This window comes from Pararhodobacter sp. SW119, from assembly GCF_017811755.1.
Classification (GTDB): Bacteria; Pseudomonadota; Alphaproteobacteria; order Rhodobacterales; family Rhodobacteraceae; genus Pararhodobacter.
In genome coordinates this window covers 1-14,412 of sequence record NZ_JADDJF010000011.1, presented here as the reverse complement: position 1 = coordinate 14,412, position 14,412 = coordinate 1, and the positions used below count along the sequence as shown (strand labels likewise).

At 68.7% G+C, this 14,412-nt stretch carries 12 protein-coding genes, 1 tRNA gene and 1 pseudogene; 8 read left to right on the top strand and 6 right to left on the bottom strand.

Annotated elements, in window-relative coordinates; genetic code table 11:
• Positions 1-42: 42 nt before the first annotated feature.
• Genes IM708_RS08850 through IM708_RS08840 form a run of 3 tightly spaced genes read right to left on the bottom strand, consistent with a single transcriptional unit; the run spans position 43 to position 4,173 of the window.
• Positions 43-1,443 (bottom strand): S8/S53 family peptidase, encoded by a 1,401-nt coding sequence (locus IM708_RS08850; RefSeq protein ID WP_209426150.1) that lies wholly within the window; start codon positions 1,441-1,443, stop codon positions 43-45.
• A complete protein-coding gene (locus IM708_RS08845) occupies positions 1,443-2,306 on the bottom strand; it encodes a phosphatase PAP2 family protein (protein ID WP_209426148.1) in 864 nt (287 codons plus the stop codon). The genes IM708_RS08850 and IM708_RS08845 overlap by 1 nt, the downstream gene beginning before the upstream one ends.
• 10 nt (positions 2,307-2,316) lie before the next feature.
• Positions 2,317-4,173: a tetratricopeptide repeat protein gene (locus tag IM708_RS08840; protein WP_209426146.1), complete on the bottom strand. Its 1,857-nt coding sequence runs from the start codon at positions 4,171-4,173 to the stop codon at positions 2,317-2,319.
• Between the two features lie 174 nt (positions 4,174-4,347).
• Between IM708_RS08840 and IM708_RS08835 the strand changes: the two genes are divergently transcribed.
• The 3 genes from IM708_RS08835 to IM708_RS08825 all read left to right on the top strand — a co-directional run bounded on the left by IM708_RS08835 (position 4,348) and on the right by IM708_RS08825 (position 6,755).
• Positions 4,348-5,877: a S8 family serine peptidase gene (locus IM708_RS08835; protein WP_209426144.1), complete on the top strand. Its 1,530-nt coding sequence runs from the start codon at positions 4,348-4,350 to the stop codon at positions 5,875-5,877.
• A 235-nt stretch (positions 5,878-6,112) separates the two neighbouring features.
• A tRNA-Val gene (locus tag IM708_RS08830) sits at positions 6,113-6,188 on the top strand.
• Between the two features lie 174 nt (positions 6,189-6,362).
• The gene (locus tag IM708_RS08825; protein ID WP_209426142.1) at positions 6,363-6,755 is read left to right on the top strand and encodes a GFA family protein; all 393 of its coding nucleotides are present in this window, start codon (positions 6,363-6,365) and stop codon (positions 6,753-6,755) included.
• A gap of 97 nt (positions 6,756-6,852) precedes the next feature.
• Here the strand turns inward: IM708_RS08825 and IM708_RS08820 are convergent, their stop codons facing one another.
• Positions 6,853-7,773 (bottom strand): LysR family transcriptional regulator, encoded by a 921-nt coding sequence (locus IM708_RS08820; protein WP_209426140.1) that lies wholly within the window; start codon positions 7,771-7,773, stop codon positions 6,853-6,855.
• Between the two features lie 106 nt (positions 7,774-7,879).
• Here IM708_RS08820 and IM708_RS08815 point away from each other — a divergent pair, with 106 nt between their 5' ends.
• Positions 7,880-8,131 (top strand): hypothetical protein, encoded by a 252-nt coding sequence (locus IM708_RS08815; RefSeq protein ID WP_209426138.1) that lies wholly within the window; start codon positions 7,880-7,882, stop codon positions 8,129-8,131.
• Between the two features lie 133 nt (positions 8,132-8,264).
• On the top strand, positions 8,265-10,532 hold the full coding sequence (locus IM708_RS08810; protein ID WP_209426136.1) for a molybdopterin-dependent oxidoreductase: 2,268 nt from the start codon (positions 8,265-8,267) through the stop codon (positions 10,530-10,532).
• Positions 10,533-10,816: 284 nt separating this feature from the next.
• Here the strand turns inward: IM708_RS08810 and IM708_RS08805 are convergent, their stop codons facing one another.
• Positions 10,817-11,107 (bottom strand): transposase, encoded by a 291-nt coding sequence (locus IM708_RS08805; protein WP_209426134.1) that lies wholly within the window; start codon positions 11,105-11,107, stop codon positions 10,817-10,819.
• Between the two features lie 375 nt (positions 11,108-11,482).
• Here IM708_RS08805 and IM708_RS08800 point away from each other — a divergent pair, with 375 nt between their 5' ends.
• Genes IM708_RS08800 through IM708_RS08790 form a run of 3 tightly spaced genes read left to right on the top strand, consistent with a single transcriptional unit; the run spans position 11,483 to position 13,893 of the window.
• A complete protein-coding gene (locus IM708_RS08800) occupies positions 11,483-12,289 on the top strand; it encodes a GntR family transcriptional regulator (RefSeq protein ID WP_209426132.1) in 807 nt (268 codons plus the stop codon).
• A 14-nt stretch (positions 12,290-12,303) separates the two neighbouring features.
• Positions 12,304-13,011 (top strand): fumarylacetoacetate hydrolase family protein, encoded by a 708-nt coding sequence (locus IM708_RS08795; protein WP_209426130.1) that lies wholly within the window; start codon positions 12,304-12,306, stop codon positions 13,009-13,011.
• A 60-nt stretch (positions 13,012-13,071) separates the two neighbouring features.
• Entirely contained in the window at positions 13,072-13,893 is an 822-nt protein-coding gene (locus tag IM708_RS08790; RefSeq protein WP_209426128.1) for a sulfite exporter TauE/SafE family protein, read from the top strand.
• Positions 13,894-14,036: 143 nt separating this feature from the next.
• Here IM708_RS08790 and IM708_RS08785 read toward each other — a convergent pair.
• Positions 14,037-14,412: pseudogene (locus IM708_RS08785) on the bottom strand (IS256 family transposase); the annotation flags it as partial.

Genomic DNA, 14,412 nt, shown 5'->3' with positions numbered 1-14,412 from the left:
TTAACCGCAATGAAACTTTCGCCACGGCGGGGCGAAACGGGCTCAGGGGGTGGAGTCGTCGGGAAAGACCGGCTCACCCGACAGCACCGGAATGCGCGCATCGCCGCGTTCGGCGGCCAGCGGTTTTGACCGGGACAGCAGCCAGTCGCGCGCGGCGATGCCGCCGTCGTCGCGGTCCCAGTGGCCAAGGCTGCGGCCCAGCGACAGGAACCCGCCGACCAGCGCCGCCGCGCCCGAGGTGCCGCCGAAACGGCAATAGTACGAGCCGTATTCGCGCAGATCGCCGTCGGGTTCAGGGCCGGGAAAGGGGCTGGCCGCGTAGCCGCCGCGCCCCGGCACGTCGGTCGCGATCAGGCTGAAGGGCGAAAAGCGGTGGTTGGCGTTGTCGGCCGGCACGCCCACCGGGTCGTAGTCGTGGCGGCGCACGTCCAGCCGCACCTCGGCCCGGTCGAAGCGTTCGCCGTCGCTGCTGGGCCCCCAGATCGTCAGGCCCGATGCCGCCGAATAGCTGCAGGGCCAGCCGCGGGCATTGACCGCGCCCACGGCGATCACGCCGTTGTCGTCGGCCGCCAGATTGGCCGGGTAGATGCCGAATTCCTCGTTGGCGTTTCCGGCCGCGCAGACCACCGGCCGGCGCAGCGAGACATTGACGATCAGTTGCGCCAGTTCGTCCCACATCTCCCATTGTTTCTGGCCCAGCGGGCTGGGTGCGGCGGCATCGGCGAATGCGGTGCCGTCGATGTCGTGCGCGGGCATTTCGGGCACGGTGCGCAGCGGGTCGGGCAGGATGCGCGGCAGCACGATGACATCCGCGCCGATCAGGTCGGCATAGAGGAAGGCGAGGATCAGCGCCTCGGGGTCGGGGTCGAAATTGGTCGAGATCGGGACCAGTTCGGCGCTGGGATCGACGCCCATGAAGGGCAGCGCGATCTCGCCATCCGTGTCGCCGGGCAGGTGCGCCTCCTCCGTGCGGGCGCGCGCCGGGCGGGCGGCGATCAGCCCGGCCGCGGCGGTCCCGTGCGCCGAGAAGGTCGCCCGCGTCGCCGGACGGACCCCGCCGATGCGCGGCATCTGCCCGGGTCTGAGCCGCGCCTTCAACGCGACCAGAAGCGCGGTGCAATGCGGCAGGCCCGCCACCGCCGCGGCGCTGTCGCCCAGCTGCAGGTTGTCCAAGGGCGCGTCGCTGGCGCGCCAGGGAAAGGCGCCGAGGCGCGTCGAGAAGAGATCGAAGGCCAGATCGCGCGACAGCGCGGGGTCGAGGTTCGGATGCCCGTCCGCCACCGAGGTGTCGATCAGCGCCACCCGCGTGCGCCGCGCGGGCGCGGGCAGGGTCCAGCCGTTGGGGGCGTGGTCGGCGGTCAGCACGCCCATCATCACCAGCGGCCACAGCGCGTCATGCGCCGGATAGGGGGGGCGGATCACGGTCGTTGCGGCATCGGGCATCAGAACCACTCCTGTTGCGCGGCCAGCATCAGGGGTTCCAGCACCTCTTCCAGCACCGGGGTGACCATCCGGGCCAGCTCGTATCCCGCCTGCGTGTCGGCGGCGTAATGCAGCCCGGCCCATTCGCGGTTCTCGGCGATCCGGCGGGCCGAGCGGAAGAGCTCGCTGGACGCCGGATGCTCGGGCAGGAGGCGGCAGAAGACGAAGGCCAGCGCGAAGGACTGGAAGGCGTGGTTCGACGGGTAGCTGGCATGCGCCGGCTGGGCGATGAAGGGGCGCAGGCGCGGCTCCACCTGGTTGGGGCGGGGCACGTTCCAGCGCGCCTTGTAGCGCAGCCCGACCTCGTCGGTCAGGGCCATCAGGACCAGCATCAGGTGGATGGTCGCCTCGAAGCCGCCCGTGGTCTCGATCCCCAGGGGACGCAGGTAGCGCGACAATTCCAGTTCGGCCTCGGTCAAGATCTCCTCGCGGCGCAGGGCTTCCTCGGGCTGGCGCAGGCGGTGCTGCTTTTCCAGCAGTTCCAGCGCCTCGTGGCGCAGCTGGTCCGGGTCGGGGGGCGGGGCCAGCGGCAGGTCGGTCCAGTTGGCGGCCAGTTCGTGCAGCCTGGCGCGTTCCTTCCACGGCTCCTGGATCGACAGGTCGGGCCCGGCGCTGTCGTTGCGGTTGCGGTTCCGGTTTCGATTGCGGTTGCGGTTGCGGTTGCGGTTGCGGTTCCGATTGCGGTTGAGCGCGAAGAGCGCGGCGCCGCCGGCGCTGCCGGTGCCGCCGCTCGCCGGTTCAAGCGCGGCCTGCACCGCGTCGAGGCGCAGCGCGACCTCGGTCACGGTGAAGCGCGCCTCGCTCAGGATGTCCAGAAAGCTCATTCGAAATGCCTCAGTCGAAAAGTCGGTCGAGATGCGCCATCAGCGCCGTGTTGCCGTGCAGGATCCCGCGGCCGAAGCGGGCCTCGCGGATATCGGGGTGGCGGATATCGGGGTCGGCGTCCAGAAGCCCGTCGCGCAGCGCCTCGGCCTCGGCCCGGTCGCCGCGCGCGGTATGCGCGATCATCAGGTAGCGCTTTGTGGCGTTGAACTTCGGCTGCTTCTGCAGCGCCCGCCGCCCGGCCTGCAGCGCGCGGTCGTAATCGCCCTCGAGGGTCGCGGCCATGGTCAGCGTCGTCTCGTAGCTGTAGGCGATGGGGCTGTAGGCCCCCAGCGCCACCGCCCGTTCGGCGGCCGCGCGCCCGGCGCGGGCATCCCCGGCATAGAGCTTGTGCAGCGCGTAATGGTCCCAGGCGAAGGCCTGCGCCGGGTTCAGCCGGACGGCGCGTTCCAGCAACTCGCCGGCGGCGGCGTGTTCCTGAAAGACATAGCCCAGCACATGGCCGAAACAGGCCAGCGCCACGCTGTTGAACGGGCTGGCGCGCAGGCGCGCGGTGCCCATCCGGTAGATCTCGGCCCGGTCGGATTCGGTCAGGGTGCCGAGATTCTCGCCGACGCTGAACGACGCCAGATAGGCGCGCAACGCCTCGTGCAGCGGATCGTGCGCGTCGTCCTCGGGCAGAAGGAGGCGGCGCGCGCTTTCCAGCGCGTTCGGGTCCAGCCGGAAGATGAGGTTGAGCGCGGCATAGCCCGACCGCCGAGCGCTGCCCGCGGGTTCGGCATCGCGGCCCTGCGGCAGCAGCGTCTGCGCCAGCCGGTCGACGCACTGGGCGACGAAGCCCTGCAGCATCACCCCGTCATAGGCGACCAGTTCGTCCATCCTGCACTGGATCGACTGGCTCCATTCCAGCGCCATGCGCGAGGCCCGGTGCACCAGCAGCGTCAGCGTGACATTCTCGCCCACGCGCAGCAGGCGCAGCCGGCAGTAGAATTCCGTGCGCGCGCTTTTCACCAGCGTTTCGACCTCGGTGGCGCGTTCGCGCAGGTCCAGCACGTCGACCCGCGACAACTCGCACAGGCCGGTGGCGATGCCCTCCATCACGCGGTCGGCCAGCGGCACGCAGAGCGCGTCGCCGCCGTGCAGGACGCTGCGCAGGATCGCGATGGAGGCGGCGGGTTCCGGTGCCGGCATCGCCGTGACCGCGCCGTCGTGGCCCAGGACGGCGGACCGGTCGCCCGGCGTCGCGGACGCGGCGGCGAGCGGCGGGGCGGGGGCGTCGGCCAGTTCCTCGGCGCGGTCGGCCCAGGCCGAGCGTTCCAGCATCAGCCAGTCCTCGAACTCCGGGTCGGCGATGTCGAAGCCTTCCAGCAGCTCGGTCTCGGCGCAGAGGCCGAAGCGGTGAAAGGCGCCGGGGTCGGCGGCGACCGCGCGATGGTCGATCCAGACCTTCTGCAGATCCAGCGCGATCTCGTGCACCGACACGCGCAGCGCCCTGTCGGCCAGCGGCCCCAGGTCGCGGCGCAGCTCGAACAGTGTCTGGCGCAGGCAGGTGGAGGAGCGTTTCTCGTCCGACCCGCTCCACAGCTTGTCGCGCAGCCAGACCCGGCTGCGCGCGCCGCGCGGCGACAGGGCCAGCAGCGCCAGCATCGCCTGCGCCTTGCGGGTGCGGATGGCGATGGTCCGGTGCTGGCCGTCGCGCAGGCAGAACGCACCCAGAAGGTGCAGCCGCAGCACCGGCTCGCCCTCGGGTTCCCTGACTGCGGTCATCGCGCGCGCACCGTTCTGCAAGGCGCCGGCCTCCGCTCGGGTCACGGGGCGCGGCCGCGCCTGCTGGCGCCACCTGCCTCCCGCGCCGTAGAGGTCGGGCATGTGGGTCTCCTGTCTGGCCAGCCTAACACAAAATCACCCTCTGTCAGCCGGTGTTAGCGCGCCGTTAGCCGGTGGGCGGGCGCGGGCGGCGGTCCCCCTAACGCCGGTCTAACGTCCCGGTTGCTATGGCTGCGGCACCGGATCGCCCGCCATCCCCGCCAGTGGAGGAACCCCATGCCCGCCCCGCAGACCGACGCCTTCCTGCTTTCGCTGTCGCCGGACACGATGGGGGCGATGCGCCTTGCCTGCTGGCAGGGCTGGCTGCCCGACCTCGACGGGCTGGAGGCCGACCTGCGCGCCCTGCAACCCGCCGACGCCCCGCCGCCGCGCCGCCTTGCCGCCGCCACGCGGGGGCACGACACGCTGGCCGCGGTGCTCGATCCCGGCGCGCTGGACGTCCTGCGCCAGCGCTACGGTCCTGCACTCTGCGTCGAGGCGGATGTAAGCCATGCCTACCAGGCCGGGCCGATGGGCACGCGCCATCCCCGCCCCGCGGCGTCCGGCGCCGATACCCGGCCGCGCGGCGCGCTGCATTTCCGGGTCACCGATCCCGATGGGTTGCCGCTCGCCGGTGTGCGCCTGCTGGCCGAAGGTGCCGGCATCGACGATCCCACGCCGGCGATCACCGATGCCGAGGGGTTGGCCCGCCTGCCGGTCGGCAGCGACAACCCGGCGGCGGTGCGGCGCCTTGTCCTGGTGCCGCCGGTGGGGTTCTGGGGGCGCGAGATGTTGCGCCCGGTCCTGCGCCAGACCGCACCCGATGCGGCGGTGCGGCTGAACACCCTGGTCCTTTCGCCCCTCGACTCCGCGCTTGGCGCGCCCCGCGATCACGGGGTCGAAGCGATGGGCCTTGATCTTGCACCGCTTCTGACGGTTCCGGGCGCGCAGCCCGTCCGCGTCGCGGTGCTTGTCCCCGGGGCGGCGGCGTCCCCCTTCGTCCGGTCCCGCGTCGAAAGCGGCGCGCTGGTCGAAGGCTGGTTGCCGGCCGGTGCCTCTCCCTCACCGGTGGCGGCGCTGATTGCCGCCGCCGCCCCGGGTGTTTTTCTTGAGGTTCTGCGCCTGCCGGAGGCGCCGCGCGCCTCGGACCTGATCGCGGCGATCGACTGGAGCATCGCCGCCGGCGTCGACCTGCTGGACCTGGGTTTTGCCGCCGACCGCCCCTGCCAGGCGCTGGCGGCGGCGCTGGCGCGCGCGCGCGCCGCGGGGGTCGTCGCCATCGCGCCCGCGGGCGACAGCGCCGGCGCGGTGATGGAACCCGCCGCCGGGCGCGCGGTGCTGTCCGTGGCGGCCCTGGCCGGCTCGGGGGGCGCACCGGGGTCCGAGGCGCTGGCCGGCTTCACCGCCCGCGGGCCGGGCGTGGACCTTGCCGCGCCGGGCGCGGGGCTCGTCCTCGACGTGGCAGAGGGCATTGCCGCGCTGGACGGCACGGCGCTTGCCGCGGGGCTGGTCACCGGGTTTCTGGCGCGGCTTCTGCAGACCGAGCCCGACCTTGCCGGCAGCCCGCGCAGCACCGCGCGCGCCGCGGCACTTCTGGCCGCGCTGTCCGCGCGCTGCCACGCAGGCGCCTTGCCGCCCGGTACGGCGGGCGCCGGGCTTCCGGTCTGGGACCCGCTGCTGCGCGCGGCCAGCCCCGACGACTGTCCCGTGCCCGCCTATCGCGCCGCGGCCGCCCTGGCCACGGTCGGCGCCGAACTGCCGGCCTGATCGCGGACCGGCGGCAGGCCGAAACCGCCCCCGACGCGCGCCTTCGGCGAAAGTTTCATTGCGGTTAATTTTCCGATTTTATCCTTCTATATCGGTTGGTTGCGAGAGCGTCCAACCTTGGACGCCTGCCGCAACCGCTCCCAATGCGCGCGCCCCGCCACCGCCCGGCGTGAAATACCCTCGCACGCAGAGCGCACTTGCTTCGCGCCGCAGCCTTGGCTATGGCCGGTGCGTCGGGTGATTAGCTCAGTTGGTAGAGCGCTTCGTTTACACCGAAGATGTCGGCGGTTCGAGCCCGTCATCACCCACCACTTTTTCGAAGATTTAGGCCAGATTTGCGAAGTGCGCGCCGGTTCAACCGACCGGGCGTGGCCCGCCGAAGTCCAGCGCGGCAGCGGCTTCGACCAGGTGATCGCGCGCGTAGCGCATAGGCTCGTTCGGTCAGGATGACTGACAGCATCCATCTCTCTTGACGGGAGAGCATCATGGATCGGTTCGTGGGCGGTTGCCTATGCGGCAACCTACGTATCCTAGCGACGGGACGACCCTATCGGGTCGGCCTTTGTCACTGCCTCGAGTGCCGCAAGCATCATGGCGCGCTGTTTCACGCCTCCGCCATCTTTCCGCAGGATGCGGTAACGATCGAGGGTGAAGCAAGCAGCTATGCCGGACGCTTCTTCTGCCCCCGCTGTGGGTCGCCAGTTTTCGGTCGCAGCGATGACGAGATCGAAGTGAACCTCGGCGCTCTGGATGCCCCGGACCAACTGCTGCCGACCTACGAGCTTTGGATCATCCGCCGCGAGTCCTGGTTGCCGTCGTTTCCGCTTGCCAGACGATACGAGCGAAACCGCACCGATACAGGTCGCCATGAGGAGTGAGGCGTTAGCAAACTTGATCCCGACCGGGACACCACTTCGACCCAGCCGTTCGAGAGCGCCAGGCGCACAGGCGCTAGCGCAGAGCCGCGTCGGGCATTCACGGATCGTTGCGCACCGATCGTGATCCGCTTCGACGCAGCGCCGCTGTGATGAAGTCGATGAAGAGCCGCAGCCTGGCGGGCTCGAAGGCACCGGCGGGACGCACCAGGCTGAGGCTTTCGGGGGGAATCTCCCAGTCGGGCAGGACGTGCACGAGCCGCCCCTCCGCCAGGTCGGTTGTGACATCGCGCTCCGGCAGGATGGCGAGGCCAAGCCCGAGGAGTGCGGCGTGCCGCAGCGCTGGCAGGCTGCCAATGCGGAGCCGACAGTTGACCGGAACCGTCTCTGAAGAGCCGCTTTGGAGGAAGGTCCATTCGGCGACCGGCCCGGCGCCACTGCTGCACCAGAAGAGGCAGGCGTGATCGACCAGTTGCGACGGAGTCTCGGGTGTCCCACAGCGATCGAGATAGGCGGGGCTCGCGCAGAGCCGGTAGCGGATTTCGATGATCCGGTGCGCGATCAGGCTGGAACTGGCGAGGGCGCCGGACCGGATCGCCGCGTCGTAGCCCTCGGCGACAAGGTCGACCAGGCGTTCGCTGAGGTCGAGGTCCAGACTGATCGCGGGGTTGTCGGCCAGGAAATCGGTCACCAGCGGCACGATCCAGTCATGCCCGATCCCGGGCGGCGCGGCGATGCGCAGCGTGCCCCGGGGCGTCTGGTCGGCGGCGGCGGTCTCGGCATGCAGGGCGTCCAGTTCGCCGAGGATCGCCTCGGCCCGGGGAAGGTAGCGGGCACCCGCCTCGGTCAAGCTGACGCTGCGCGTGGTTCGCTGCAGCAATTGCACACCGAGCGCCTGCTCGAGATCGGCTACGTGGCGACTTGCGGCGGTGGTGGAGATCCGCAGCCGGCGCGCCGCCTCGGCAAAGCTTCCGGCCCGGGCGACGGCGGCGAAGGTGGTGATGGATTGCAGATCGCGCATCCTGTATCAGCCCGTTTTCCGGGATTATAAATACCATATGGGTCATATTATCATGATCCGCGAGATCGGGCAAACTCTGCACATTGGAGCTGCACCGGAGGAGAGGATGCCGATCGACGTTTCGCTTTACCGCCAGCTTCCTTATGCTGCGCGACTATTCCGTGCGCTCTCCGCATTGCTCACGCGGGAGCCAAGAGGCACCCGACCCGGCGTCGGGATGCCCGAGAGCAGGATCCGCCACGACATTGGCTTCGACCGCGAGCACAGTGAGTATGGATCTGGCCGCGCGGTAGGCCAGGGATCACAGCGGGCGCTGCATGCCCGCGCGGAACGGATCGCCGCCGGCCTTCCCGAGTGACGTATCAGCTTTGTCGGGTGAACCAAGGCGAGGGGCGGTTTCAACCCGAAACCCGACAACGTTGCCGTTTCCGACTCTGTGGGTTCTTGCTAGATTCGGACGAAGGTTCGCGGCGACAAGGAGAGGGGATCTGATGACCGACACTCCGGACAGGCAGACAAGGGTGACGTCGAGCCACTGGGGCGCGTTCGAGGTCGATGTCGCGGGCGATCGGATCGTCGCAACGCGTCCGTTCGCGGCAGACCCGCATCCCTCGGCGATCCCCGACATCCTGCCTGCCGCGGTCCATCACCGGAGCCGGGTGGCGCGGCCCTCTATCCGCCGCGGCTGGCTCGAACGGCGGGAGCGCGGGGGTCGCGGCGACGAGGACTTCGTCGAGCTGCCCTGGGACGAGGCGCTGGACATTGCGGCGGCCGAGATCGACCGGGTGCGCAAGACCCATGGCAACGAGGCGATCTTCGGCGGCTCCTACGGCTGGGGCTCGGCGGGCCGCTTTCATCACGCGCAGAGCCAGGTTCATCGCTTCCTCAACTGCATTGGTGGGTATGTCGCCTCGGTGGGCAGTTATTCCACGGGCTGCGCCCAGGCCATCATGCCGCATGTCTTCGGCGAGGATTTCCTGAAGTTTCTCTACGAGCATCAGGACGGCTGGCAGACGATCCACGACCACACGGAAACGCTCGTCATGTTCGGCGGTGTCAACCCGAAGAACTCTCAAGTCAGCATGGGCGGCGTCACCGAGCACGAGACCGCCGGCTGGTTCGCGCGTTTCGCCGCGCGTGGCATGCGCTGCATCAACATCGGTCCGCAGCGGACCGACGCGCCCGAGGGGTGCGAGTGGATCCCGCTGCGGCCCGGCTCGGATACGGCGCTGATGCTGGCGCTCGCCCATGTGCTGGAGTCCGAGGGACTGGCCGACCGAGATTTTCTGGCCCGCTGCACTACCGGCTTCGACCGCTTCCGCCCCTATCTCATGGGCGAGGTGGACGGGCAGCCGAAATCGCCGGAATGGGCAGGCGCGCTCTGCGGCGTCGACTCCGAAACGATCCGCAACCTTGCCCGGCGGATGGCGGCGACGCGCACGCTGATCACCGTCGCCTGGTCGCTGCAGCGGGCCGAGCATGGCGAGCAGCCCTACTGGATGTCGGCGGTGCTCGCCGCGATGCTGGGGCAGATCGGTCTGCCCGGTGGCGGGGTCGGCTACGGCTATGGCGCCATCGGGGGGATCGGCAAGTCGCTGGTGGGCCTGCGTGGCATGACCTTCCCGCAAGGCCGGAACCCGGTGGGCAAGGTGATCCCGGTCGCGCGGATCGGCGACATGCTGCGCCATCCCGGTCAGCCCTACGACTTCAACGGACGGCGCGAGCCCTATCCGGACATCCGCCTGATCTACTGGGCCGGCGGCAACCCGTTCCACCACCACCAGGACCTCAACGCCTTGCACAAGGCCTGGCAGCGGCCGGAAACGATCATCGTGAACGAGCCTTGGTGGACGGCGACGGCGAAGCGCGCGGACATCGTCTTTCCGGCCACCACGCCCTACGAGCGCGAAGATATCGGGCGGACGAATCTCGACGACTACCTCTTTCACATGCCGCAACTGATCCCGCCGGTCGGCGAGGCGCGCGACGACTACGTGATCTTCGCGGACCTGGCCGAACGCCTCGGCGTGGCGCAGGACTTCACCGAGGGGCGGAGCGCTTCCGACTGGATCGCCCTGCTCTATGCCGAGTATCGCGCCCTCGCCGCCGAGCAGGGGGTCGAGGTGCCCGACCTCGAGACGCTCAAGGTTCAGAACTGGGTCCATCTGCCGATCCGGACGGAGGGTCCCAACCGCACCCTTCTCGCGCCGTTCCGCGACGACCCGGAACATGCACCGCTCCGGACGCCCTCGGGACGGATCGAGATCTTCTCCGAGACCATCGACGGGTTCGGCTACGACGACTGCCCTGGCCACCCGGTCTGGCTGCCGCCCTCGGAATGGCTCGGGACCGCGACGTCGGCGGCGCCGCTGCATCTCGTTTCACCGCAGCCCGGCGACAAGCTCCACAGCCAGCTCGAAAGCGCGCTTGCCGATGTCGAGGGCGCGCGCCCCGAGACGCTGGTGATCCACCCCGACGACGCGCGGGCGCGCAACATCCGCAGCGGCGATCTTCTGCGCGTCTTCAACGCGCGTGGCGCCTGCCGCGCCCGGGCGCAGGTCTCAAAAGATAGCCCCGGGGTCGTCGCCCTTCCGACAGGCGCCTGGTTCGGTGAGCCGGGCGACAACATCGATCCGCACGGCAACCCGAACGTCCTGACGCGAGACGCCGGCACCTCGCGCCTGGGCCAGGGCTGCAGCGCCCACACGGCCCTGGTCGAGGTGGCACGACTCGAGGGGTCAAGCCAATTGTCCTACTGATCACCTGCGCGCAATCAGGAAGGGGTGGTTTTGGCACGCCTTACACATCGTGCCGCACTACGCCCACTGACCGGACACTTGCACAATCAATCACCGCGCAGAGAGATGAATTTCTCCGCATGTCCAGCTACAGTTTCGGACCGGAACTGACGTTCGTGGCAGGCGCAGCGGAGGACCAAAGGCAGTGCCTTTTCTGCCGGTCGAATTTCTCACGACGCCGCTGCGCAGGTGGTACGTCGCTGTGAACTTCCCATGTTTAGAATCCCGTTTGAGCATAGCATGGGTCATTTCTTTGCGTAGGATGATCCAAGTGGAGGCTGGGAGCCAATGTACTCGGCGACGGCGCCCTCGGCCAGGTCGCGGGCGATGGCGCGGCTGGGGGCCTGGTAGACGGCCTGGATGCGGGCCTTCACCTCGGGCAGGATGTCCTCCACCTTGGCGGCAAGGTTGCGCATGCGATGCGCGAGCCCGCGCTGGCGGGTCGAGCGGGGAAAGCAGGTCTCGATCGCCTTGATCACGCCGGGGGCGCCGTCGGAGAACACGAGGAGCGGATCACCGAGCCCGCGGGCGCGCATGTCCTGGAGTGAGCCGGGACCGTGGCCAATGGGGCCGCGTAAGCCCGGCGAACGGCCGAGACGGTTTCGGCGCCCTCTTTCGATCCCGCCATCCGGTGCAGCAGCACGCGCTGGCCGGTCGCGGTGAAGCCCCAGGCGGCCATGACCGGTTCGCGCCGCTGGCCGGGGCGGATGCGCTCGGCGATGCCATCTTGAAAGTCGGTCGACGCGGCCGGGCCCGAGACGCCTTCGAATCGCAGTGTCTCTTCGCAGGTGGCACGACCGAACGAGGAGATTGGGTCGAAGAATCATGAAAGTTAATCAAGACAATTCTTGCTCCAGTCGTTAACCGGCTTAATAGGTACGCAGAATTGAAGGGGCGGCTCGGACGGATCCATGGAACCATACCATTCTGCATTGGTTCAGCTGCGCGCCATGCTGGCACTGCGGGAGTTTGCTCCGAACACCCGCTTGCCGGCGGAACGTGAACTGGCCGAAATGATCGACACGACGCGTGGCGAACTGCGCCCCACCGATGGCCGGCAAACGCCTGTCTTCCGAAGATCTCTCCCGCTTTCGCGCCCTCACCACCTCGGGCCTGTCGGATGCGATGGACGTCTCGGGATTGCCGGCGCGGTCGAGGGACTTTCGCCGATCGATCCCGAAGCCGACATCGCTGGGCAGGCCTTCACCTTCGCCCACCTGCCCGCCGGGGTCGCGGGCGAAACCGTCGGGGAGTTCCTGGATGACTTGGGACCTGGCGATGTCGTCGTTATCGACTACCGCGGGCGCACCGACCGCACGGTCTGGGGCAACATCATGACCGAGGTCACCAAGGCGCGCGGGATCGAGGGCACGGTGATCAATGGCGTCAATCGCGAACCGCAGGAAAGTCCGGCGATCGACTACCCGATCTGGTCGATGCGCGGCCACATGCACACTGGCAAGGACCGCGTGGTCCTGCAGCCGACGAATGTGCCGGTCGCGCTGGGCCATGTACGGCTGAAACCGAGCGATGTGATCAGCGCCGATGGCAACGGGGTCGTCGTGGTCCCGCTGCCGCGCGCGATGGAGGTGCTGAGCACAGTCGAGGCGGTCGAGACGACGGAGAACGCGATCCTCGCGACCGTTCGAGAGGGCGTCGCGCTGGACGAGGCCCGGAAACCTCACGGCTATCAAGCCCTGCAAACGCGCCAGAAATGAAGAAGGAAGCACGAATGAACCTGCAATCACCCCCCGCGCCGCTGGTGATCCCGGCCCCGTCCCTCACCACGCTGCCGGTGCGCGGCACCGATGCCCGCTTTCCGGTCCGCCGCGTCTATTGCGTCGGGCGCAACTACGCCGCGCACGCGGTCGAGATGGGCCACGACCCCGACAAGGAGCCGCCCTTCTTCTTCCAGAAGAGCCCCGACAATCTGCTCACCGACGGCGCGGATTTCCACTATCCGCCGATGACCGAGGACGTGCACCACGAGATTGAACTCGTCGTCGCGCTTTCGGCCGGCGGTCGTGACGTGCCCATCGCGCAGGCGATGGATCTGGTCTACGGCTATGCCGTCGGGCTCGACATGACCCGGCGCGACATTCAGGCCGGGCTGAAGAAGGCATCGCGCCCCTGGGAGGCTGCGAAGGCGTTCGAGAATTCCGCGCCTTGCTCCGAACTTGTCCCCGCCGCCGAGATCGGCCACCCGGTCGAAGGGGCGATCTGGCTCAAGGTCAATGGCGAGTTGCGTCAGGAGGGGGATCTGACCCAGCTGATCTGGAAAGTGGGCGAAGTTATCGCAGAACTCTCTCGCCTCTTCGAACTCGCGCCCGGCGACCTCATCATGACCGGAACGCCTTCGGGCGTCGCCGCGGTTCATCGGGGCGATGAGTTGCACGGTCATATCGCCGGGATCGGCGACCTGAAGACGCGCGTGATCTGACCCTGCGGGCACCGTCGAATCGGGTGGTGTCCGCGCGTTTCTCAAGGTAGCGCTCACCTCATGGAATTCTCATCGGAACTGATCGTACTGGCCGGGGTGCTGCTGGTGGCGGGGGCGCTGACCGGGGTGCTGGCGGGGCTTTTCGGCGTGGGCGGGGGCGCACTGATGGTGCCGGTGCTGTTCGAGGCGTTCGGCTTTATCGGCGTGGACGACGCCGCCCGGATGCCGCTTGCGGTCGGCACCTCGCTGGCGGTGATCATCCCCACCTCGCTCAGGTCGTGGCGGGCGCACCACGCGCGCGGGGCGGTCGACAGCGATCTGCTGCGCCGCTGGGCAGTGCCGATCATCCTCGGCGTGCTCGTCGGCGCGGTGATCGCGCGCTACGCCTCGCCCATCGTCATGCAGCTGGTTTTCGTGGTGGTGGCAGGGGTCAACGCCATCAAGCTGATCAGCGGCACCAGGCGCTGGGACCTGTCGCCGGAGCTACCGGGCGGCTGGCTGCTGCGCGTCTACGGCTGGATCATCGGGCTTCTGTCCTCGCTGATGGGCATCGGCGGCGGGCAGATCGCCAATATCCTGATGACGCTGCACGGGCGCTCTATCCACCAGGCGGTGGCGACCTCGGCGGGAATCGGGGTGCTGATCTCGATCCCCGGTGCACTGGGCTATGTCTTCGCGGGCTGGGGGCGAACCGACCTGCCGCCCGATGCCGTGGGTTTCGTCTCGCTCCTCGGTGTCGCGCTTTTTGTGCCGACGACGGTGCTGACCGCCGGGCTGGGCGTGCGCCTTGCGCATGCGCTCTCCCGTCGCGCGCTCGAAATCGCCTTCGGCCTGTTCCTTGCGGTTGTGAGCCTGCGCTTCATCGTCGCCATCCTCAACTGAGGGCGGCATGGTTACCGCGCCGGCTCTGCCAGCCCCATCGCACCCGCGCGCACGCTGGCGCTGATCTGCGTCGCGCATTTCATCAGTCACTTTCACTACCTGATGCTGCCGTCGAGATATGCGCAGAAGTTGGTGACGCTTGATCAGGCGGCCGTTTGCAGCTGGCGGAGTCTGTCGCGGAACTCACCCCCTTTGATGATCTCGGGCAGGCGGTTTTGGCCGTCGAGTTTGCGCCATTTCTTCTGCGCCGACATCATCAGCTTGAACGCCATGGTCAACCCGGTCTTGCGGCTGAGGCAGCCGTTGGTGCGTTTTGTGCGATGCCGGAGTGTCGCGAAGGTGCTTTCGATCGGGTTTGACGTCCGGATGTGTTTCCAAGCCGTCGGTCATCGCCAGAAGCTCCTTGCGGCCGTATTCATCGGCGCCCACGATCACCAGAACACATTGCTTTTCCTCAGCCATTCGCGGCTTGAAGGAGACGCCATCCGCCCAGATGTAGAGAAACCGCCGCGAGCCAAG